Annotated in this window: 18 protein-coding genes; 9 read left to right on the plus strand and 9 right to left on the minus strand. The window is 45.2% G+C overall.

Features of this window, described 5'->3' with window-relative positions; all coding sequences use genetic code 11:
* The first annotated feature begins 1 nt into the window (after position 1).
* Both VIA_RS10775 and VIA_RS10780 read left to right on the plus strand, forming a co-directional pair.
* On the plus strand, positions 2-946 hold the full coding sequence (locus VIA_RS10775) for a type II secretion system F family protein (RefSeq protein WP_004413017.1): 945 nt from the start codon (positions 2-4) through the stop codon (positions 944-946).
* Between the two features lie 9 nt (positions 947-955).
* On the plus strand, positions 956-1,960 hold the full coding sequence (locus VIA_RS10780) for a tetratricopeptide repeat protein (protein ID WP_004413018.1): 1,005 nt from the start codon (positions 956-958) through the stop codon (positions 1,958-1,960).
* A gap of 67 nt (positions 1,961-2,027) precedes the next feature.
* Here the strand turns inward: VIA_RS10780 and chrA are convergent, their stop codons facing one another.
* Positions 2,028-3,173 carry a chromate efflux transporter gene (chrA, locus tag VIA_RS10785; RefSeq protein WP_004413019.1) on the minus strand — a complete coding sequence of 382 codons (1,146 nt, stop codon included), beginning with the start codon at positions 3,171-3,173 and terminating at the stop codon, positions 2,028-2,030.
* A 106-nt stretch (positions 3,174-3,279) separates the two neighbouring features.
* Here chrA and VIA_RS10790 point away from each other — a divergent pair, with 106 nt between their 5' ends.
* On the plus strand, positions 3,280-4,188 hold the full coding sequence (locus VIA_RS10790) for a LysR family transcriptional regulator (protein ID WP_412774856.1): 909 nt from the start codon (positions 3,280-3,282) through the stop codon (positions 4,186-4,188).
* Between the two features lie 10 nt (positions 4,189-4,198).
* Here the strand turns inward: VIA_RS10790 and VIA_RS10795 are convergent, their stop codons facing one another.
* From VIA_RS10795 to ygjJ, 3 genes are all read right to left on the minus strand, one after another.
* Positions 4,199-5,551, minus strand: a complete 1,353-nt coding sequence (locus VIA_RS10795) for an O-antigen ligase family protein (RefSeq protein WP_004413021.1) — start codon at positions 5,549-5,551, stop codon at positions 4,199-4,201.
* Between the two features lie 205 nt (positions 5,552-5,756).
* A complete protein-coding gene (gene ygjK / locus VIA_RS10800) occupies positions 5,757-8,135 on the minus strand; it encodes an alpha-glucosidase (protein ID WP_004413022.1) in 2,379 nt (792 codons plus the stop codon).
* A gap of 16 nt (positions 8,136-8,151) precedes the next feature.
* Positions 8,152-9,207: a protein YgjJ gene (gene ygjJ, locus VIA_RS10805; RefSeq protein ID WP_004418078.1), complete on the minus strand. Its 1,056-nt coding sequence runs from the start codon at positions 9,205-9,207 to the stop codon at positions 8,152-8,154.
* A gap of 415 nt (positions 9,208-9,622) precedes the next feature.
* On the opposite strand from ygjJ, the gene VIA_RS10810 reads away from it, so the two are divergent.
* The gene (locus tag VIA_RS10810; protein WP_004418076.1) at positions 9,623-10,174 is read left to right on the plus strand and encodes a scabin-related ADP-ribosyltransferase; all 552 of its coding nucleotides are present in this window, start codon (positions 9,623-9,625) and stop codon (positions 10,172-10,174) included.
* A gap of 145 nt (positions 10,175-10,319) precedes the next feature.
* Here VIA_RS10810 and VIA_RS10815 read toward each other — a convergent pair whose 3' ends face one another.
* The 4 genes from VIA_RS10815 to ebgR all read right to left on the minus strand — a co-directional run bounded on the left by VIA_RS10815 (position 10,320) and on the right by ebgR (position 16,759).
* The gene (locus VIA_RS10815; protein ID WP_004413025.1) at positions 10,320-11,744 is read right to left on the minus strand and encodes an amino acid permease; all 1,425 of its coding nucleotides are present in this window, start codon (positions 11,742-11,744) and stop codon (positions 10,320-10,322) included.
* 193 nt (positions 11,745-11,937) lie between these two features.
* On the minus strand, positions 11,938-12,390 hold the full coding sequence (locus VIA_RS10820; RefSeq protein WP_004413026.1) for a beta-galactosidase subunit beta: 453 nt from the start codon (positions 12,388-12,390) through the stop codon (positions 11,938-11,940).
* A gap of 3 nt (positions 12,391-12,393) precedes the next feature.
* Positions 12,394-15,483, minus strand: a complete 3,090-nt coding sequence (gene ebgA / locus VIA_RS10825) for a beta-galactosidase subunit alpha (protein WP_004413027.1) — start codon at positions 15,481-15,483, stop codon at positions 12,394-12,396.
* Positions 15,484-15,772: 289 nt separating this feature from the next.
* A complete protein-coding gene (gene ebgR, locus VIA_RS10830; RefSeq protein WP_004413028.1) occupies positions 15,773-16,759 on the minus strand; it encodes a transcriptional regulator EbgR in 987 nt (328 codons plus the stop codon).
* Positions 16,760-17,133: 374 nt separating this feature from the next.
* Between ebgR and galE the strand changes: the two genes are divergently transcribed.
* The 4 genes from galE (at position 17,134) to galM (ending at position 21,750) form a co-directional block, all read left to right on the plus strand.
* Positions 17,134-18,144 carry a UDP-glucose 4-epimerase GalE gene (gene galE, locus VIA_RS10835; RefSeq protein WP_004413029.1) on the plus strand — a complete coding sequence of 337 codons (1,011 nt, stop codon included), beginning with the start codon at positions 17,134-17,136 and terminating at the stop codon, positions 18,142-18,144.
* A gap of 167 nt (positions 18,145-18,311) precedes the next feature.
* Positions 18,312-19,364, plus strand: a complete 1,053-nt coding sequence (locus VIA_RS10840; RefSeq protein WP_004413030.1) for a UDP-glucose--hexose-1-phosphate uridylyltransferase — start codon at positions 18,312-18,314, stop codon at positions 19,362-19,364.
* A gap of 164 nt (positions 19,365-19,528) precedes the next feature.
* Positions 19,529-20,683: a galactokinase gene (gene galK / locus VIA_RS10845; protein ID WP_004413031.1), complete on the plus strand. Its 1,155-nt coding sequence runs from the start codon at positions 19,529-19,531 to the stop codon at positions 20,681-20,683.
* A gap of 8 nt (positions 20,684-20,691) precedes the next feature.
* Entirely contained in the window at positions 20,692-21,750 is a 1,059-nt protein-coding gene (gene galM, locus VIA_RS10850) for a galactose-1-epimerase (protein WP_038211420.1), read from the plus strand.
* 66 nt (positions 21,751-21,816) lie between these two features.
* Here galM and VIA_RS10855 read toward each other — a convergent pair whose 3' ends face one another.
* Positions 21,817-22,161: a ribosome recycling factor family protein gene (locus VIA_RS10855; protein WP_004413033.1), complete on the minus strand. Its 345-nt coding sequence runs from the start codon at positions 22,159-22,161 to the stop codon at positions 21,817-21,819.
* 254 nt (positions 22,162-22,415) lie between these two features.
* Between VIA_RS10855 and ahpC the strand changes: the two genes are divergently transcribed.
* Positions 22,416-22,973 (plus strand): alkyl hydroperoxide reductase subunit C, encoded by a 558-nt coding sequence (gene ahpC, locus VIA_RS10860; RefSeq protein WP_004413034.1) that lies wholly within the window; start codon positions 22,416-22,418, stop codon positions 22,971-22,973.
* The last annotated feature ends 123 nt before the right edge of the window (positions 22,974-23,096 follow it).

A 23,096-nucleotide genomic window follows, 5' to 3' on the forward strand; every position in this document is an offset into this window, starting at 1 on the left:
TATGGACTCAATATTTGATTTGGTCGCATCTTTTGAGATTGATGAGCAGGCGTTTTTCCTAGTTATTGTATTGATAGCGACAGTGTTGATTATATTTACCATTTCACTGTTACTTTTGAGCTCTAAATCGCCGCTAAAAAGTCGCTTAGCCCGCTTAAAGGATGCAACACGTGCGGATACGCTAAAAAAAGGTAGCCGGCTAGAGAAGTCCTTAGAATCCTTAGCTCCAGCGATGAAATCATCCAACTCGAAAGAGAGTGAGAGCATTCGCGTGAAGTTGATGCACGCTGGCTATCACGATGCCAGTGCACTGACGTTTTTTTATGCGATGAAAGGAGTCTCAATGGTCGTCGGTTTTCTGATGGCGGCGGGTATCTATTTTTTTGCTCCTGAGATGTCGATGCGCAATATTGCGATGATCGGTAGTGTCGCTTTTGGTCTATATTGCCCAAACGTTGTCTTGAGTATGATGGTGGATAAAAGACAGTCAAGAATTCGCAGTGGTATTCCAGATGCACTAGATTTGCTGGTGGTATGTACTGAATCAGGTTTAGGTTTTAATGCGGCATTGAGACGTGTCGCTGATGAGTTGACAATTTCACACCCGGATTTTGCGGATGAGTTAGATACGGTGTGCGTCAAAATTAGTGCTGGTGTTGAGATGTCAGATGCCTTTAATGATTTGATTAAGCGCACTGGTTTGTCAGAAATTGCAGGCCTTGTCACTATGCTTGCGCATGCGTCACGTATTGGTGGGAGCTTGTCTCAGACGCTACGTGAATACACTGAAGACTATCGTGATAAACGCAATCAGGAAATCGAAGAAATTGCAGCTAAGATTCCAACGAAAATGATTTTTCCACTGTTGATTTTTATTTGGCCTTGCTTTTTTATTGTTGCGATTGGGCCCTCAATGTTGCTATTCACCTCGACTATGGGAAATTAAGGACAGGTTATGAAAGGATTAAAAGTTGTCACCGTTACTCTAAGTGCGCTGTTATTAGCGGCGTGCGCGTCGCAGGAACCAAGTCTTGATACCTCCTTATATGATGGGAAGCCGATAGATACGCTTTCTTCTGAAGAACCGCCGAAAACAGAAAAAGAAGCAATAATGCGCGGTGATACGGCACTCAGTGCAGGGAATGTGGATCTCGCGTTATATGAATACATCCGATCACTTTCTTTTGAAAATGGTCAATTTAGAGATCGCTCTTTGTACAATATTGGCCGAATTCACCAAGCTCGTAGCAATCTACCGCTAGCGGATAAGGCTTATTCATTGGCACTAGAAGAGAATCCGAATAATGTTCAAGTGTTAGAGCAGCTAGGTTCCATTTACAGTAAGAATGGAGATATCAATCAAGGAAAGAGTTACTTTTTACGTGCGATCAATGCGGATCAAATTCGATTTGGTAATAGTGAGACTTTGGTAAGTAAAGACCTAGAGTCTTCTAAAGATGTCGCTGAGCTAAAAAGCGATAATCAGTCTCCAGAGTTTGCATACATGGGAATGGGAGTGATTGCTGATTTAGGAAAAGATCATTCACTTGCTCAGGCATTCTATAAACAGGCCCTTAGTATTGAACCGAATTCGGCAAAAACACTAACCAATGTTGGTTATTCGTTTTACATGTCTGGTGATTACCGTAAAGCACAAAGATTCACTTTAGAGGCGTTGGATAAAGATCCTGGTAATGATAAAGCGCTTAATAACCTAGCGTTAATTTACTTGGGAAAAGGCGAAATTACTCGAGCAATAAATGTGTTCTCTCGTCATATGGATAAGCCAGAAGCGCTCAACAATGTCGGCTACTTTTTGATCCTACAAGGCAAACCGGATCAAGCTATTCCTTATCTTCAACAAGCGATTGATACCAAAAGCACTTACTACAAAGTGGCAAATGAGAATTTAGAGCGAGCGTTAGCTTTAGTTAGAGAAGGCGAAACATCAGATAACTAATAGTAAAAAGGGAGAACGTATGCTCTCCCTTTTTTATGTGTTGAATTTGATCTATTGCGTTTTGTTATTAAGCGATGTGACCGCCAGCAATACCAACAGCCATAAAAAACACGACCATCCAAATGATAGGAAGCTTTAGCTGCTTTAGAAGGTAAAAACCAATTAGGACGAAAGAAATGTCCCATGCGCTGGTGACTGCGCTAGTAAAGACTGGCTGGTACAATGCTGCGACCAAGAGGCCAACAACAGCTGCGTTTACACCATTTACTGCCCCAGATACTTTTGGGTTCTTAGCCAGTGATTGCCAGTTCTTCAAAACCCCAAGTAATAGCAAGAACCCCGGTAGGAATACTGCAATTGTCGCCACAAGCGCACCAACAATTGGTGACTGAGGCATGAGCTCGTAGCCAATATAGGTAGCAAAGGTAAACATTGGGCCTGGAACGGCTTGAGCAGCTGCGTAGCCAGTTAAAAAGGCATCTTGACTCAGTTGGTCGCCGACAATGTTTTGTAACAGCGGAAGTACAACATGGCCGCCACCAAACACAAGGCTACCGGCTTGAAAAAAGTCGTTAAACAGCCCTAACACTGGCAAAGTGGCAGCAGCAAAAGGCAGACCAATCAACAGCAGAGCAAACAAAGCCAAAGGTAAAATCGACGGTTCAAATTTGCCTGTGTAGTCCTGCTGTTTTTCGCCAAAAAATTTCATTCCAATAAGAGCAGCAAACAGCAACACTATAATCTGAGTGCTAATGCTTGGCACAATAAGTAGCGCTACGGCGGTAACAAGACATAAGCTCACCGAAAGCTTCTCTTTACAGAAGTTTTTGTACATTCCCCATGCTGCGTCAGCGACAACAATAACGGCTAGTAGCTTTAATCCGTGGACGATGTTTTGAAACAGTGTGGTTTCGGTCACTTGGCTGCTCAAAATTGCCAGAGCTAGCATAATCAGGACTGATGGTAGCGTAAAGCCGATAAACGCCATACAGGCGCCAGTTAAGCCACCGCGTTTATAACCTAAAGCAAAGCCGACTTGGCTTGAGCCAGGTCCCGGTAAGAACTGACTCAACGCAACAATTTGCGCGTATTCTTTATCATCAAGCCACTTTAGTTTTTCAACAAAGGTATTCCGAAAGTAGCCAATATGCGCTGCCGGGCCGCCAAAGCTAATCCAGCCTAATAAGAAAAAGGTTTTAAAAATGGACAACATGGTCACGTTACTCGATTAACAAATACTGCCCATAATGTAATGAATCAACTAAAATGACTCAAATTAATAGTTTTAATAAATATTATGAATTAAATAGGATGGGATGGTGAAAGAGTTTAACTGGAAAGGGGTCGACTTGAATTTGCTGGTGGCATTTCAAGCTTTGTACGAAAACAGCAGTGTTAGCCTTGCTGCTGAAAAGTGTTTTATTAGCCAATCAGCAATGAGTCATACACTTCAGCGCATGCGCACTTTGTTCGATGATCCTCTTTTTGAAAGAGTTGGGGTTAAAATGGAACCTACGCAAAGAGCACATGAGCTGGCTCCAATCATTAACACGTTACTTTCATCGATTAAGAATGATTTATTGCAGAAGAGACAATTCTCAGAAAAGGATTATCACGGTGTCTGCAAGATAGGTTTGACGGATTATGCGGAGCAGTTATTTGCTCCTGCTTTATTTGACGAGCTTAAGCGTCAAGCGCCGTATGCACAAGTTAGTTTCTACAATGTTAATCGAGGTAATTACCATGAGATAGTCGACAAAGAACAAATTGATGTGGTCATTGGTAGCATTGATAGTTTGAATCGCCGCTTCTCATCCGAACATCTCTACACAGAGCAGCACTTATGTCTTTTTGACCCAGAAGTCGTGCGATTTTCTGAACCTGTTTCACTGGCCGAGTTTGTCAGTATTGAGCACGCTTTAGTAAGCCCTGACGGTAGTTTGCAGACTAAGGTAGATAAGGAACTCGCTAAGCACGGTTATGAAAGGCGGGTAGGAGTCGCGTCGCGAAATTTTTTGACTATTCGTCGGTTGTTGATAGGTCGGGAATTGGCATGCATTGTACCGAAACGCTTCGCTGAGATGGAGATGTACAATCATGCTCTGAAAGCAGTAACACCACCTGTAGAAGTGTCTGACTTTGATATTAATCTAATCTACCTCAAGGCTTTTCAGCATGAGGAAAAGAATCGCTGGTTACGGAATTTAGTATCAAGCGTTGTAAAGTGACCGCTAAAGCTTAAGGTTCCCATGGGCGTTCTAGACAGTTATAGCCAAGCCAGAATTGTGTCTTCGGTACATCTCCCTCCTCGACAGCGGGATAGTTTTCGAATCGCTCGTAGGCTCTATAGCTGATAGAGCACAATACTAAAATAGCTATCCCACATAAAATGATTCGATGAGCGAGGGTCGGTGTTTGGGTGAGTCGATTCGTTTGTTGATCTCGAGCAACATGAGCCCAGTAGAGAGCAAAAGATATAGCTGCAATTAACTGACTGAGAGGCGAATCTAAAACGCCGGATACTAAGCTATAAGCTAATCCAGACAAAAGTGAAACACCGAATACCAGTGTTGAACGTTTCTTGACTCTGGTGAGCTGACTCACAATGGATAAGCCAGCGCCAATAAAGGCTAACGCAGGAATTGCGCCCCAATGAACCAGTATGTTCAATAGGAAATTATGTGGGCGACCAAATGTATCGCTATCACAAACAAATGCGTCAGCACCTAGCCCCCAGAATGAACTCATTTCCCAAGTCTCAAACCATATTTGAACTCGTCCAGAACTGCCAGTTCGAATTGTGTGCCACTCTGCAGGGATATCTAAAATAAAGCTCGGAATAGGGGATAAAAAGAGCAGTTTGATTGCGATACCTGCAATGACACCTTGCCATAGTAATCGCCACCACAGACGGCGATTGGAGCGGTCAAAGAGCATCATTAACAAGAAAGCGCCAATCACTGAAATCGCCTCTCCTCTTGCATCTGTTGCCACAATGACGGTAAAGCACAAAACCAATAACAAACGCAGTAACCATGAACTCTGGTTTCGGCGTATTCGAATTAGAGCTAAATAGGCGGTGGGGATGACTAACCAAACATGTATTTGATTTATAAACCGCGCATTGGCGAAACCAAACATGGAGTGGATATTAACTGGTAAACCATGGGCTAACCAAGTCCAGTAGCCAGCCAAAACACTACATAGTAGAAACACGCTAATCCACATAAAGTATTGCAACACTCTGAGCTTTTGTGAGTAGATGATTTGTTTAAACTGCACAAGGAGAATGGAAAGCCCTAGTACGTACAACAATTGCAGTGCTGCTGCTGGTTGGTATTTCCCTATAGTCGTGGCTATGAGTGTGAAGGTTATAAAGGTGAGTAGCAAAATACGATTATGCGTTTTCAGGCTTTGGTATTCATTACTGATAGCAGTGGCGGTATGTCTAGAAAAAAAGCAAGAAATAAGCATAGAAAGCGACAGTACGAAAATGATAAAGAGACGTTTGCTGTCGTAGAGCAGAAGTAGTTCCTGCCTAGGTATAAAAAGGTTGAACGAAAACACAATTAACCCAACTAAGCTCAACATGAGTAAAGCCGTGAATGGAGAAGTGTGTTCCTTCATATAGTATCTAGCTGTTTATATTAACCTTTAATCAGTTTAGGTGACTTTCTAGAGATAGTTTGAATTTCGACAATAAAGTAGTGCGGTAACAACTAAAGCTAATCCATTGACCAAATAATAAGGGGGCTCATGAGGTCCCCCTTAATCTAATTATGCTTTAGTTTTTTGCTCACTTACCATCAGTAAAGAAGTCGTTGTACAGCATGTATAGGTGAGCGGCACTCCATGAGAAGTTAGGTGCACCTTGCTGAGCGCCAGTCAGTGGATTGTAGTTCTCACGAATTGGGCCATCTTGTACTAGACCATCTGCATTGCTAAAGAACGCCGTTGCCATCTCGATAGCATCTTCACGGTATCCGTAACGGTCCATCCCTTTTAGGCCGAAGTAGAATTGGTCAACCCAAACGCGGCCACGCCAGTAGATATCTGGGCCAAACGCTGGGTTAGATAACGCAGCTGTACCTAGTGGTACGTGAGTATTGAACTGTTTGGTGTCTTTCATCACTTTCACTACAGAATCAGCGTGAGCTTGCGTCGCAGCACCATTAAACAGTGGTGACCAGCCTTCAGGTCCCATACCGCGTTCTACAATTGGTTTACCTGCACAGCCGTTTGCTAGTGGTTTATCTTCAATACGGATATCGTAGAAGAAACCGGTACTCTCATCGAACATACAGGTATTGATGTAGTTCGCTAAGTGATCGGCTTTGGCGTGAAACTCTTTGGCTTCGTCTTTTTTACCTAGCATCTCAGCCATTTGAGAAAGGTACTGGTTATCGCTGTACATGTAGCTTGCTTGGTCAACCGACTCTTGTAGGAGCGAGTAACCTAATAGCGTCCCGTCTTCAGAGCGGTTTTGGGCGAACTCAACATCCCAGTCACTGCGTTTGCCACCGTTAGCGACATAAGCATCGAGCTGATCTTTGTCGATAAAACCAAACACAGCGGCGTCGTCACGTCCTGATTCCCAAGAGGCGGCGGTTTGCGCTGGGCTTTCGATGTAATCGTAGTTACCTTCTTCCATCACCTTAGCCAGTGCTTTCTTGCCGATGACAGTCTCATGCTTGTCGCCACGAACTACGGTAAAGTACATCTCACCCTCTGGTGTGTTATGGGCTTTATCGACCGCTGCGCCGTACTCTGGAACACCGTTGCCATTGTTGTCACGGTTACGTAACCACCAGTTATGGTATGCGACTAGCTTTGGATACATCTCTTCAATCCACGCTTTATCACCGGTTGTCTTGTAGACTTCCATTACCGCCCAAGCGGCCAGGCTTGGCTTGGTGTTGCGCTCGTTCCAGTTACCACCGTCCCCGCCGCGTTCAGGGCTAAGGTTGTACGCTAGCAGGTCTGGCACATAGCCTTCATCCCAAGGGCGCACGGCATCATCGGCTTGGATCTGGTAAGCAAACATAGCGCGAATATTGTCTTTAGCGACATCAGGGTTAAAGTGCGCCATCGCGTAAGCTTGTTTCCACGTATCCCATGGCCAAGTTTGGTTACCGGAGAACCAACGCGCGGTAACTGACGGGGTAACAGAGTCAAACTTCATCGCACCTGCGACGCCACGCCAGTTGCCATTCAATGTTTCCATCGATTTTACCGCAACACGCTCTTGCTCTGGTGTCGCGTGCGGGTTGGTTAGGCCTTTTTCGAGGTAGTTTTCCCAGCGTTGTTGTGAGGCATGTAGATATGTTTGTGGATTGGCAAGAATATCGCTGATTTTAGCTTGTTCTGCTTTGTTCTCTTCAGCAGTCAGTACATGGCTATAAGTGGTGTAGATAGTTGTGGAGCCATCAATCTTTGCTTTGGATACAAAGCGGTGACCATCAATCTTAGTGTCTGCTTTGATCGATTTGTGGATTTGGTATTCAGACTCACCCGAGGTCAGTAGATCCCAAGTTGAACGAACCTTGCCAAAGGTGACGGTTAGGCCATTGTCTGTTGTTTGCAGAGTTCGATTGTACTCAGGGTACTTTTCATCAATGGTCTTGTCTGATTGAGGCTTGCCTTCTTTCGCGTGGTATTTCTCAAGCAGTTCGCCATCCCAAACTAACTCAACAGGGCTATCAGAGCTTATTTTGGTTTCCAGTAGTGAGGTGCGGTTGGTGGCAAAACGAAGTGTCATCTCAACCGTTACATCGTCTGAAGTGAGCTTTTGTACCAAAGCGCCCGGAAGACTGTAAGCTTCCATAGTAAATTCCACTTTCTTGCCATCTTTAAACACACTTAAGCGGTCAAAGTTGTTGGCCATAAAGTTGATGTATTCTTCGGTCAGTAGGGCCGTGCCCGGGAAGCCACCCATACCTTCATTAGAGTCAGGCAGCAGATGACCATGCCATGCGCCTTTGTCAAAGAATGGATTAAAACGTTGGTGGTCATCGAAATCATAGTCGCGCATGTATTCTGGAGAGCCGGTACGATCAATTACATTTTTAAATTGATCCGCTTGTAGTGGCATGTCAGCAGAAGATGCAAAGCTGAAACCAGAAAAAGTAGCGACAGAGCCAACGGCTAAAGCGATAAGCGTTTTACGTAAAGTCATGTGGTTAATCCTCGGTTTACCAGTAGTAGTATTGCATTGCGAAAACTTGTGCATCGCCAGTCACGTTGTCGTCACCGACTGCGAAGCGGCTATCAAAGGCGGTTGCCCAAGTGCCGTTGCCGTATTCCCACCAAACTCCGGCGTTGATGTAAGAGGTGATTTCGTCTTCAGCTTTGTCAGATTGGAAGTTGGCGTAGTTGTAGGCTGCAGATAGGTAGACGCCAGGCGCTGCTTCATACCATGTACTGGTCATAAAGCCTGATTCACTGCCATCAGAAACTTGGTTGCCTTTATCTGTGTCGTGCCATACGCGAGCCGCGACGTTTTTGTATTCCGCACCAATCAGCAACAGCTCGCCACCATCGTTATTGCGAACTTCTGCGCCGCCTAATAGGGTTAGGTCTTGAGTTAGGTCATACTGAACATAGCCGTTGACCATGGCGTTTTTGTCGACCCATTGATCGGCAAAACGATCGTATTTGCCGAAATTGACCCAAGAATCATCTTCTGAGAAATCAGATTCTGGCGCAGCCGAAATGCTGTAGCGGAATTTACCTTCTAGATTTTGGATCTTTGCGCCGAAGAACACATCGCGGGTATTGGAAATTACATAGCCGTATTCAACGGTTGAGTCACCCCACCATTGAATATCATCTAAAGATGAGTCCATGCGGCCGAGCATAAATTCTGTGTTGCCATCTGTGCGGTAGCCTGCGTAAAAACGGTTGAAGCCACCTTCAAAGCCGCCCCAGCCGTGGCCTGTCGCCCACGCATTACCTTCATCATCGGCTTGTACTGTCCAACCTTCCATATACGCAAGGCCAAACCAATTTCCGTATTGAAGGGCAAGACCGCCTTCAATGTAAGTACCGTCGGAGTAGCGGCCTTTGTTATCACCTTCTAAGGCAACGTGGCCACCCACGCCAAGTTCTCCATAAAAATCGACACTTAGTTCAGTATCTGACTTGGGAGTTTGTGTCTCGCTATGGTTCGCTTCGTTTTCCGCAGCATGGACATTAATAGCAGCAAAAATTAACCCCGATAAAAGAGTTTTAGTAAAATGTAATCTCATTTCAATCACTTCTTAAGTATGGATGAATAATCCTAGGCGATCTGGCTGATTCTATTGGGGGTGTGCTCTATTGGCTAATGATCGGCTTTATCGACTAGATGGCGCTATCTTATCGTCATGCGGCGGTGTTTATAATCTATTGCTAGTTAAGTTGTGATCTGTATTTAGTAAAACTTTACCTGTCAGTTTGTTTTAGATTGGAACGAGATTAGTGAGATTCCTTGCAGGAATGGTTGGTCTTCGATTTGTTAATTAGCGTTGAGTGACACAGAGAATATGGATAGTCGAAAAAGTCAACGAGGTCATATTTAGCACTACTGAAGACTATGGAATTTATAAAATAAAGGTTAAGATGCCGAAATATAATAAAAATCAATAATATCGAAAAATTTGCTTAGTTATTTACGGGGAAAAAATGCTATTTACAGATGATTTTGGCCGAATAAAACGGATAGTTGCGCGTAAAGCCAGAGGCAAGTCGCTACCTCGCTACGTATATCGATGGGATAGACGTACTCCTGAGGAGATCAAACGAACAGGTTTTCAGCCCTGGAATGATAGCGGTGATGTGACGGTGATCGAGCATGTTAAGAATTCCTTTGCGGCTCACCGCCCAAATCCAGGAATGAATGTGAAGGAACATAGCCAGTTTGTCTCAACAGGAAGCTATGGGATGTTGAGTACTCTCGATCCTGTTTTTGCTCAACAAGTGCTAAACACTAACTTATATAAGATAGATACCAGTCTTGGAGGCATGAGAGCCAGTGATTTTTTTGACGTCAATGATGTCTTTGATCGCGCGAGAATCCATCGACCTTATCGAACTCAGCGCGAGTGGGCAAAGCAGAAGGGGATCCCTCAGGAAGCGGTAGTTGAGGTCATGTCTGGTAGTGTTTTCATGTCCCAATATGATTTTAAAAAAGGCGCGCCGAATGAAGACAAGTTAACTGGATGGAACATTATCTAGAACCAAGCCATTGCGGATGAAGCAGCGACTCGCTTGCCTATGAGTCAATATTGCGCTTAACGTGACATTAAAAAGCCCTTACCAAAATGGTAAGGGCTTTTTGTTTTATTAATGGTTTATAAGCGAGTTGCTAGGTCAATAGACATTAAGCTTGTTTAGCTGCCTGTAACTTAACTTCTTTGTTTGCCTGTTTCTTCTCAAAGCGAGAGATCCACCACCAAGCTAGACCAGAGAATACCGCAGTCATAAATACATTGATGAAGAAGGCTCTAACTAGGTCTACGCCGGTTGGGAATGCCGATGCTGTCATACTGACGACGAAGATAGTGATCAGTACTGATACCACACCCATGCCTTGCTTGCGTGTACCCATGCGGAAATCACGTGGCGTCTCATCATGTTTCAGACGGAAGACAAAGTACGCAACCATGATGAAGATTGGCGGTAGCATGGCGGTACCCGCAGTCAGGTTAATTGCCGTGTTCATCATGTCTTGGACTGATTCTGAACCGAAACCGTTAACGATAAGCATGACGAATACGAACGCGAATTGCCACCAAGCTGCGCGAACAGGAACGCCGTGTTCGTTAAGCTCCGTTGTTTTCTCGCCGTATACGCCTTTTGGAATTTCAGAGAAGTGGATTTTTACTGGTGCTGCTGTCCACATCATCATTGAGCCGAACATCGCAACGAATAGAATGATACCTACGAAGCGGCCAACCAGTGATTCAGAGATGTTGAAGTACTGCGCCATACCAGTAAAGATTTCAACCATACCACCAGCGTAGGTTAGGTCTTCACGTGCGACGAATACGTTCACAAGTAGTGAGCCAACGGCGTACATTGCACCGATGGCAATACCAGCGCCGATGATGACCTTGATGAACGACTTGTGGCCACCCTTAACATCATTTAGGTAAGCCGCTGCAGTTTCAGCACCGCCAGCCGCTTGGAAGATCCAACACATGATACCTAGCGTTGCCCAGTTGATGGTTGGTGACATGGCTTCAAGTGTGATTGGCTGTACTGGCTCATGGTTACCACCTAGTGCCATTAGAGCGCCAATAACGTAGATCGCGAATAGGGCAAATACGCCGTAAGCAACAATTTCAGAGATCTTACCTAACCAAGATGCGCCTTTGGTTGAGATATGAGTTGCCGCCGCAAACAGAGCGATAGAGATTGCCGACGTTACCATAGGTGAGAAGGCGTATTCGTAGCCAAGCATTGCGTATGAGGCGTAAGCAATGACGTTAGGTAGTAGTGATACGAACCAGAAAAGGTTTACGAACCAGTATAGGAATGAGCCAAGGTATGCGGCTTTAGAGCCAAGCGGCTTCTTCAACCAGTCATACATTCCTGACTCTGAGTTTTTGTTTGCTGAAACAAACTCCGCAATGATAAAAACGAACGGGATGAAGTAGACAAGGGTTGCAAGCAAAAAGATAGGTGCCGAGCTTAAACCCAGTTCGATATTGTTATTTACGATGTTGCGAACGTTGAATACCGCTGCAAATGTCATGGAAAGTAGGGCGAATTTGCCTAACTTACCGCGCATAGATTCAGACATAGTGTCCTCCGATGAATCACGTCAATTCCCTTCGAACATCAAGTCACAGTGCTATTGAGCGTTCTGTCATCCTGCGCGCATAGTATGCGAAGCCGCGATAGAATCCAGAGCCGATGAATGCTTTTGTGACCTTGATGCCTCCGGTTGTAGTAGTTATTGGCTGGGTCAGCAATACTGACCCAGTGTGTTGTGTTTATTTATTTAGGAAGTAACCGTCTTCAATGGTGACTTTCAGAACGACCTTGCGTACGCGGTTATCACCATGGAAACGGTAAGCTTTGCTGTTGTCGAAAATCGCCACTTGGCCTTCATGCAGTTCACGCATTTCGCCGTTACCAGTTAAGTATTCACGGTCGGTTTCATCGCTGTAAGCATCGACAAGCTCTAGTTGAGATTTGTCAGCAAACTCTACGGTTTCACGACCTTCTAGGTAGTAATGCACATCGAAGTAGCGACGATTACCTTCAAAGGTTTCTCTATGACGAGCAGTGCCGTCTTCAATCATGTACACCAGTGAGTCTCCAATCGAATGCATCACGCCATCTTTGATGTTGGCGATGTTGCCGATTGCTTCCACGCAGCGGTTCCATTTACGGCCATCGCGGTAAACCACTTTGAATTGCTCTAAGCTCTCTAACACGATCATGGGTTAAGCCTCATTTGCTGTAGTTGAAGTAAAGAAACCTTGTTCGAAGCGGTGTTGCGCCATCATTTGAGCACTGCAGTCACCCGCTTGAAGTGGCATTAGGGTTAGTCCATAGCGGAACTCGTCCATGTAGACGCGGTATGAATCAAGCACTTCGCTACCCCAAGAGTTAGAACCTAGCCCCATCAATTTGTGGTCGAGGTTGAGCGTGATGTAACCACTCTTTTCTAGCTCAATCGTATGCTGTGCTTGGTGTAGGTTTTGGTTGGTGTAGAACCAAGCGCTGAAGTTGATTTCTTGTTGAGGTTTAACCAATAAACCGGTGCCGTTGCGGTTGGTAAGTGCGGCCCAGCGAACATGTTGGCGGTTACCGTTGTTTTGTGGGAACGGGTAGTTCTCAAACATGTCAGCAACTGTGCTTTGGTAAACATCAATCATGTTGGCTTGTTTGCTGTCTTGGTAGTTCTCTTCAGGACCACGGCCATAGTATTTCACTTGGTCGAAGTCACCGTTGATGCCCAGGTCTAAGCCAATTACTGGAATGACATGAGGGTAGTCACCGTAACGCTCGCCGCTAAGCTCAACATTCAATTGCCCTTCAGCATTGATTTGGTAGCGGTATTCACAGCGCATGCCGAAATCAAACACTGGTGGAGCAATAATGCTGGTGGTCGTGATCTCGACTTTGCCATCTACTTGCTCAACATTTAGTGTGCGGAAGTGCTCTTGCATGATTTGCAGGTGCGCTGGCTCCCACAGACCTTCATGCTCTTGTTTGTGGTTGTCGATCATTGGTTTGAAGAAGTTCAGCTTCGGCTGTGACTTAATCAGCTCTTCGCCATTCACAATCCAAGAGGTCAGCTTGCCGTTTACCTTCGAGAAGTTAAGCGCGAAGTTGTTACCTGAGATTAGGTAATCTAGACGGCTCTCTTCTACGTTCAGAGGCGTAACGTTATGGTTGCTAAACGCAGCCTCAGTCGCAGTGTTTTCTTTTAGCTGGTATTGGTACAGCGCAATGTCGTGGTTCGCTGCGCTGTAAAGCGTGCGAGAATCTTTGCGTACCGTGAAGTTGATGAAGACTTCACGCTCATCAAGCTCAGGAATCGCGATTTCAATTTCACGCTCAGAGTTGGCTGCAAGCTCTGCTACTTTGAACTGAACCGTGCGGAGTGTTTCACCTTCTGCACGAATATCAGCAGTGATGGTGTAATCATTGAGGTTGGTAAACCATAGTTTGTTCTCAACGATGAATTTACCCGCTTGCTCATCAATCGCGCGGATTTTCACCGGTGCGATCACTTGTTTGTATTCTTTTAGACCTGGGCCCGGAGTTTGATCTGGGTAGATCAAACCATCCATACAGAAGTTGTAGTTGTTCGGATAATCACCGTAGTCACCGCCGTATTTGTAGAAGCTTTCGCCCTTCTCATCACGAGCAAGAATGCCATGGTCACACCATTCCCAAACGTAGTGCCCCTGAATAGAATCATGCTTGTAGAACACATTTTGGTATTCAGTTAGACCGCCAGGGCCATTGCCCATCGCGTGTGCATATTCACAGATGATGCGCGGTTTTTCATGTGGGAACTCACCAAAGTGATTCATCAGCTGAGCACGTGAATACATAGTTGAAATTACATCAACTACTTCTGCGTCACGATCTTCTTCGTAGTGCACTAGGCGCGTATCGTCGATCGCTTTCGTCGCATCGTACATAGAGCGGATATTACAGCCGTAGCCAGACTCGTTACCTAATGACCACATGATGATCGAAGGATGGTTTTTCTGTGCATGAACGTGACGCTCGGCGCGGTCGACGAAGACGGCTTCCCACGCTGCATCATTAGTGATGCGGCTTAGATCGCCAACGTTAGCGAAACCATGAGTTTCGACATCGGTTTCCGCCATGACGAATAGGCCATAAATGTCACACAGTTCGTAGAAGCGAGGATCATTAGGGTAGTGCGCAGTACGTACTGAGTTGATGTTGTGTTGTTTCATCAGCACGATATCTTTTTCAACGCGATCCATGCCGACAGCGCGACCTTTAAGATGATCGTTATCGTGGCGGTTTACCCCATGTAGCATCACATATTGGTTGTTGATGTAGAACAGGCCGTCGCGAACTTTAATATCGCGGAAACCAACGCGTTGTGGGATCACTTCAAGAGTTTTACCTAGGTTGTCTTTTAACGTTACAACCAGTTGGTAAAGGTATGGGTTTTCTGCTGTCCAGTGAACTGGGCTGTCCATTTCAATCTCAAAGCGAGTCTGCGCTTTGTCGTCGATAGTCAGGTTGCTACATGAGCCTTTTGCAACAACCTGACCTTTATCCATTAGGGCGTAATCAAGGGCATAGCCCGAAGCTTGTAAGCTGGTTAAGTTTTCAAGTTCTACTTGGCAAGAAAGGGTTGCTGCAAGGTAATCGTCGGCGAAATCAGTGCGAACTGTCAGGTCTTGGACGTGAACTTGCTCTTTACCAACGAGGTAAACATCACGGAAAATACCCGCAGTCCACCACATATCTTGGTCTTCAATGTAAGTAGAATCAGCCCACTGCATTACGCGCACAGAAAGAAGGTTGTCACCTTGCAGGACATGTTTAGAGATATCGAATTCTGCGGTTAGGCGGCTGCCTTTACTAAAGCCAACGTATTCGCCGTTTACATACACTTCAAAGTAAGTCTCGACACCGTCAAATTTGATGATGGTTTGCTTGTCGTTCCAGTTTTCACCCAGAGTAAAAGTACGTTGGTACGCACCAGTAGGGTTATCCGATGGGACAAAAGGGACGTCAATTGGGAATGGGAAACCTTCGTCTGTGTATTGAAGGTCACCGTGGCCTTCCATTTGCCACATATTAGGAACAGTAATTTGTCCCCACTGTTCCATTTTTTGTGAGTAAAACTCTTCAGGAACCAACATTGGGTTAGTGAAGAAGTTGAAGTTCCATTGGCCGCTCAACAGCATAAAGTGGCTACTTAGCTCACGCTGGAATGTTTGGGCAGTCTTAACTGAGTCGTATGAGAAGAAGTAAGCACGTGGTGCCATACGGTTCTCATGTAGATGAAGGAAGTTTTCCCAGTTGTTCACGTTTATTCTCCCTCGGCTAGCGATGCCGACGTTCTAATCAAAATGCAGCTCTATGAGCATCTGGGAAATATATTAGTAAAAGTTTTACTAAATAAAATTAGTGAAAACGTTTTACTTTAACTTGATCACGCTTTGAAGCAGCCTACGAGTGAAAGGTGTGATCTAATTAAAAGAGTGATAAGTGAACAGGAAAAGAGGTGAGTAATAGTGGTTTATCTAGGAAAAGATGTGAGGAGGGAAATAAAAAGGCACTGTAATCAGTGCCTTATGTTATTAATTTAGTCAGTTTTTAGTGTTTGGTTGTATCACGTAACTTTAATTTACTTGGAACGTAAACTTGTAATGGCAGAGCTCGCCCATCACGTGATTTTTCAACCAATAAATTCACCCCTTGGACACCCATCATTTCAGAGTGGATACGCACTGTAGATAAAGACGGGAAGGTAAATTTAGCCGTTGGAATATCATTAACACTAATCAAAGAGATATCTTGTGGGATATTTAAACCGTGTTCGTGAATCGCTCTAAGCACACCGATAGCAATCGAATCAGAGGCGATAAATAGTGCGCTTGGATAATCAGGTTTAGATAGCATTTCCTTTGCTAAGTCATAGCCTGATGAGCTAGTGAATTCACCACGATAGATATCACCGAGTGATACAACCCCTTTTAGCTGACCATATTCAGCAAAGGCAACCTCACGAATGTCAGGTGTGTTAACTGCATCTTGACCACCAATAAATCCGATACGTTGATAGCCCTGATTAATGAAAAAGTCAGTGATCTCTTTGCTGATACGAGAGAGGTCAATGTCGACAGAATCGTAGATTGAGTCGTTGTCACTGAAGTCAACATAGCAAATGTTATCGGTCAGCTTTTTAACGTCAGTTAATGTCCTAGGGTTACTGCGACCAACCAAGAGCACACCAGAGATCTTACTGTCGCCCAACTGAATATCGTTGTCATAGCAGTTGGTCAGTTCAATACCTAGCTTGTCACACTGAGTTTCAATACCGTGACGAATCGACAAGTAGTATGGATCGTTAACTTCTGCTTCTTGCTTGTAGTTGTACAGTGCCAAGAAGTGGTGGTTTTGCTTTCGCGCTAAGGTGGCTTTTTTTGAGCTGCTGGTTTTGTATTCGAGCTTTTCGGCAATCTCTAGGATTCGATGCTTTGTCTCTTCTTTTACACTGAGAGTCGGATCGTCGTTCAGTACACGTGATACCGTCGCTAAAGAAACGCCTGCCTCACCTGCAATATCTTTAAGTGTTGCCATTAATTCTTATATCCCTATACGTGCTCTAAAACTGGGCATTATTTTATTGCCTCTCATTGTAATCAATCCAACGCAGTAATCACCATTTTTTAGTAAAAATCCGTATCAATGAACCGTTTTTCCTCGCAATTGAGCCTTTATTGGTGAAATTATGAGCTTTTTGAGTGCTTTAAAGTTTGTTTTACTAAACCGATGTCATTTATAAGCTTTAAATCGCCTGAGCGTGAGAATTTTGTGGAAACGTTTACATAACGAGAAATTGATCACGGATCTTCCCCTGCCGTGGCTGATAGACTTTTTGTCATTGAGAGAGTGGTGTGAATACGCGGCACTGAAATGATCATAAAAATACTTTTTGAGTAGGAGATCGATACGTGAAAGTTCTTGTTACAGGCGGAATGGGATACATCGGCAGTCATACCTGCGTGCAGATGATCGAGGCGGGGATGGAGCCGATCATCATTGATAACTTATGTAATGCAAAAGACGCGGTGTTAGATCGTATCGAAGCGCTAACAGGGACAAAGCCACTATTTTACTTAGGCGACATTCGTGACGAAACCTTCTTAGATGAGGTGTTCAATCTACATGAGATTAAAGCGGTCATTCATTTTGCTGGGTTAAAAGCGGTAGGGGAATCTGTCGCTAAACCTCTCGAATATTACGATAACAATGTCAACGGCACTTTAGTGCTAGCACGCTCGATGCGTAAAGCCGGGGTGAAAAGTATTGTCTTTAGTTCTTCCGCTACCGTGTATGGCGATCCAGAGGTTGTGCCGATTACAGAAGATTCACCGACGGGCCAAACGACCAACCCATATGGTCGCAGCAAGTACATGGTCGAAGAGTGCTTGAGCGATTTATTCAATGCAGAAAACGATTGGAGCATTACCTTACTGCGCTACTTCAATCCGGTCGGCGCACACCCATCAGGCACCATGGGCGAAGATCCGCAAGGTATTCCCAATAACCTGATGCCGTTTATTGCTCAAGTCGCGGTAGGTCGCCGTGAGTCTTTATCTGTATTTGGTAATGATTACCCAACTCCTGATGGTACCGGAGTTCGCGATTATATCCACGTAATGGATCTTGCCGATGGGCATATTGCGGCACTAAAGACCGTGGGTGAAAAGGCTGGCCTGCATATTTACAACTTAGGCACAGGCAAAGGCTCAACTGTTTTAGAAATGGTCGATGCCTTTGGTAAAGCTTGCGGTGCACCTATTGCCTACGAAATGTGTCCGCGTCGCCCTGGGGATATTGCCGAATGCTGGGCAAGCACAGATAAAGCGGAGCGAGACCTTGGTTGGAAGGCCACTCGCAGCGTTGCGGAAATGACGGCAGATACGTGGAAGTGGCAGTCAAACAACCCGCACGGATACTAATGAATTTGAGATTCCAGATATCTTGTAACTTGGCTCTGGAATGACAACTTAGAGTGAAATGCACACATTGTCATTCCCTAGAGCGAGGGACGAGCGGAGTAGGGAATCTCTTGAAGCAGATTGATGAATTTTGGTATCGCACCAAAGCAAAAAGTTGAGTAACTAAGATGTCGAATGTTGTATTTAACCCAGTAGATCACCCGCACCGCCGTTATAACCCACTAACAGGTCAGTGGATTCTGGTATCTCCTCACCGCGCAAAACGCCCTTGGAGCGGTGCTGACGAGAAACCAGCCATTGATGAGTTACCAAGTTATGACGACAAGTGTTTCCTTTGTCCAACTAATGAGCGTATTTCTGGTGATGTAAACCCTGATTACCAAGGTACTTACGTATTTAAAAACGACTTCGCGGCACTGATGCCCGACTCGCCAGAAGCACCACAATCAGACAATCCTTTGTTTAGAACTGAAGGGGTACGTGGTTTAAGTCGCGTGATCTGCTTTTCTCCAGACCACAGTAAAACGCTACCAGAGCTGCCGGTTGAACAGATCCGCGGTGTGATTGATACCTGGGACGAGCAAATTGAAGAGCTAGGTAAAGACTACGTTTGGGTTCAAGCGTTTGAAAATAAGGGTGAGACCATGGGGTGCTCACAACCTCATCCACACGGTCAAATCTGGGCTAACAGCTTCTTACCGAACGAAATTGAGCGCAAAGAAAAGTGTCTCAAAGAGTACTTTGAACAGCAAGGCTCAAATCTTCTTGTCGACTATGTTCAAGCAGAGATGAAAGACGGCTCACGGACAGTAGTGGAAACTGAGCATTGGATTGCCGTAGTTCCTTATTGGGCTGCGTGGCCATTCGAAACCATGCTCTTGCCAAAAACGCATATTCGCCGCATGAGTGAACTGACGGATGAGCAACGTGATGACCTTGCTGTTGCAATCAAAAAGCTGACTAGCCGTTACGACAACCTATTCCAATGCTCTTTCCCTTACTCAATGGGTTGGCACTACGCGCCGTTCTTTGAGCAAGGTACTGATATAGAACATTGGCAGCTGCACGCGTTGTTCTACCCACCACTACTACGCAGCGCATCAGTGCGTAAGTTTATGGTTGGTTATGAAATGTTGGCTGAATCTCAACGTGACCTAACCGCAGAACAAGCGGCGCAGCGTCTGCGTGACTTGAGCGATGTGCATTACAAAGAACAATAACCTCTGTCATTGCTCTGAGAGCGAATAATTACAAATTCGAGATTCCTGACATCTCGTTCCTCGATTCTGGAATGACAAACTTAATTATTAGTGAAGTGTCATTCTCGAGAGTGAGGAACGAACGAGTTGGGAATCTAACTAAAAATTGAAGCTGAGAATTACCTATGTCTGATCTAATCCAAAACGTTAAAACTTCTTTTGCACAGGTGCTGGGCTACGCGCCGAGCCACATCATTCAAGCGCCGGGTCGAGTTAACCTGATTGGTGAGCACACCGATTACAACGATGGTTTTGTCCTACCATGTGCCATTAACTATCAGACAGTTGTAGCTGCGACTAAGCGTGATGACAACATCGTGCGCGTTGTGTCGGTAGATTACGCTAATGAAATCGATCAGTTCGACATCACGGAAGAAATCACCTTCCAGCAAGACAAAATGTGGGCGAACTACATTCGCGGTGTCGTGAAGTGCCTTCTTGCCCGCGGCTATCAGTTTAGTGGTGCCGATATCGCAGTAAGCGGTAATGTACCTCAAGGCGCCGGTTTAAGCTCATCCGCTGCGTTGGAAGTCGTGATTGGTCAAACCTTTAAAGTACTGTTCAACTTAGAAATCAGCCAAGCGGAAATCGCACTAAATGGTCAGCAAGCGGAAAATGAATTTGTTGGCTGTAACTGTGGAATCATGGATCAGATGATTTCAGCAGAAGGGCAAGAGAATCATGCAATGCTTTTAGATTGTCGCAGTTTGGAAACGACGGCTGTATCCATGCCTGAGGATATGGCCGTTGTTATCATCAACTCAAACAAGAAACGTGGTTTGGTTGACAGTGAATACAACACTCGCCGCGAGCAATGTGAAGAAGCGGCTCGCATCTTTGGCGTAAAAGCATTGCGTGATGTCACTATTGAGCAGTTCAATAATAAAGTTAATGAGTTAGATGCGATGGTCGCTAAACGTGCTCGTCACGTGATCAGCGAAAATGATCGTACGGTTGAAGCTGCAGAGGCACTGCGTAAGCATGATATGCAGCGTATGGGTGAATTAATGGCTCTGTCTCATGCTTCAATGCGTGATGATTTTGAAATCACCGTGCCTGAGATTGATACCCTAGTTGATATCGTCAAACAGGTGATCGGCGAACAAGGCGGCGTGCGTATGACAGGTGGTGGTTTTGGTGGCTGTATTGTTTCTGTGATGCCGCCGGCGCTAGTCGAGAAGGTGAAAGCAGCTGTCGAAGAAAAGTATCAAGCAGCAACAGGGCTGAAAGAGTCCATTTACGTCTGCCAAGCAAAAGATGGCGCAGGCATTGTGGAGTAATGAACGCAATGACTCATCCTCTTTTTCAAACAATGACTGAGCAGCCAGCCTACGATGGTAAGCCTGCTCAGGTTGTGGAATTGACCAATGCATCGGGGGTTAGCATTGTGTTGATGGACATCGGGGCTAGTTGGCTCAGTTGTCGGCTACCCTTGGCATGCGGGGAGCATCGTGAAGTTGTATTGGGTGTAGGGTCCATGTCTGACTTCGAGTGCCAACAAAGTTACATGGGGGTAACAGTTGGTCGTTATGCAAACCGTATTGCCAATGGTCGTTTCCATATCAATGGCCGTGACTATCAACTAGTGACTAACCAAGCGGGTAACTGCTTGCATGGCGGTGTTTCAGGGTTTGATAAATTACGTTGGAACATCGTCGAACAAAGTACCAGTAGCGTGATGTTTAGTTTGCATTCAGCCGATGGTGACCAAGGTTTCCCAGGCAATGTCGAGGTATCAGTTCGTTATCAGCTAAATGATGATGGTAAATTCGATATCGAATATATCGCTCATACCGATCAAGCCACGCCAGTGAACTTGACTAATCACGCCTATTTTAATCTTAATGGTGCGGCTGGCGAGTTAGATGCGCGTTATCACCAACTGACTATCAATGCTGATTATTACTTACCAACCAGTGAGATCGGTATTCCTCTTGGTGAGTTAGAGACGGTACAAGGAACCGGGTTCGATTTTCGACATGCTAAGAGTGTTAACCAAGATCTTCTTGCGGATGAGCAACAGCAGCCAGCGAAAGGCTATGATCACAGCTACTGGCTTGACCCGAAGCGTGATACTCAAAGCCCTGTAGCCACTCTAGTTAGTCAAGACCAGCAAGTGAGCTTGTCGGTGATGACCGATAAGCCAGCAATGCAGCTCTACACAGGGAATTGGTTGGCAGGAACGCCCGCGAGAGACGGTCAAGAGTACGCAGACTATTCAGGGCTCGCGTTAGAGACTCAGTTTTTGCCTGACTCGCCTAATCACCCTGAATGGCAGCAGCCAAGTTGTATTCTGCTTCCGGGTGAAGAGTATCGCTATAAAACCACCTATCAATTTGGTTTTTAACGCGGACGAATCTGTACTTCTAACAAAAACGCCAGTCGAGTGACTGGCGTTTTTTATGCTTGAAAACTACAAATCTTCAAACTCATCGATGGCAAGTCTTGCCTCAGAAACCGTGCAGCCAGATTGGGCGACCAATTGGTTTAGCGTGATATTGGGTGAATCCGCAATCAGAGCCGCAAGGTCAACCACAGGTGTCGGCAGTGTTTTATCGATCGCGGTTACAATCCATCGCGTATCTTCGGTGGTTAACTGGCTCTTTAGTTGCCGTAACGCCTCTTCTTCTCCGCTGAGTAACCAATGTCTAGAGCGACGAATGCGCTTTATCTGGCAGCCTTGCTCCGTCATAAGCTGAATGACTTGCGCTTTATCTGCAACGCGGTGAACAAAGCTGTTTAGCGGAACCGAAATCATAACTGTTGGAGTAGGGAGGTTGCGGTCAATAGTGGGACTCACTTTAGCGTAACCGTGTTTAAACTGCTACAGCGCACCTCTAATACACCATTGCTCTTTTTCTGTTTGATAACTGCCTCCTATTAACCTTGATAGTTATCTCCTATCAGAGCAATAGAAACGTTCAAATTTACCTATTAAGCCTGTCGGGGCAATATATCTCCATCGACGCAAGGCAGCGTTCACAAACACTAGATTAGAAAGAGAGTAAAATCATGATCAACACAGAAATCAAACCATTCAACGCAACAGCATTCAAAAACGGCGAATTCGTAGAAATCACAGAGCAAGATGTGAAAGGTAAGTGGGCAGTATTCTTCTTCTACCCAGCTGATTTTACTTTCGTATGTCCAACAGAGCTTGTTGACCTACAAGAAAAATACGCAGAGCTTCAGTCTCGTGGTGTAGAAGTTTACTCAGTATCAACAGATACTCACTTCTCACACAAAGCGTGGCACGATACTTCAGACAAGATCGGCACTATTGAATACTTCATGGTAGGCGACCAAACAGGCACTATCACTAACAACTTCAACGTAATGCGTGAAGGTCAAGGCCTAGCAGACCGTGCTACGTTCCTAATCGACCCACAAGGTGTTATCCAAGCGATGGAAATCACTGCTGAAGGTATCGGTCGTGACGCTGAAGACCTACTACGTAAAGTAAAAGCTGCACAGTACGTTGCAAACAACCCAGGTGAAGTTTGCCCAGCTAAATGGAAAGAAGGTGAAGAGACTCTAGCACCATCTCTAGACCTAGTAGGTAAAATCTAAGCTCTAATTAATTAGAACCTAGTTAAAGGTACATTGAGTCCGCGCTCCTAAAGGGCTCGGTGTACCGCCCTAACTGTAAAGCCACATCGTTATTCGGTGTGGCTTTTTGTTTTTATCCCTAAG

Source organism: Vibrio orientalis CIP 102891 = ATCC 33934 (assembly GCF_000176235.1).
GTDB classification, from domain to species: Bacteria; Pseudomonadota; Gammaproteobacteria; order Enterobacterales; family Vibrionaceae; genus Vibrio; species Vibrio orientalis.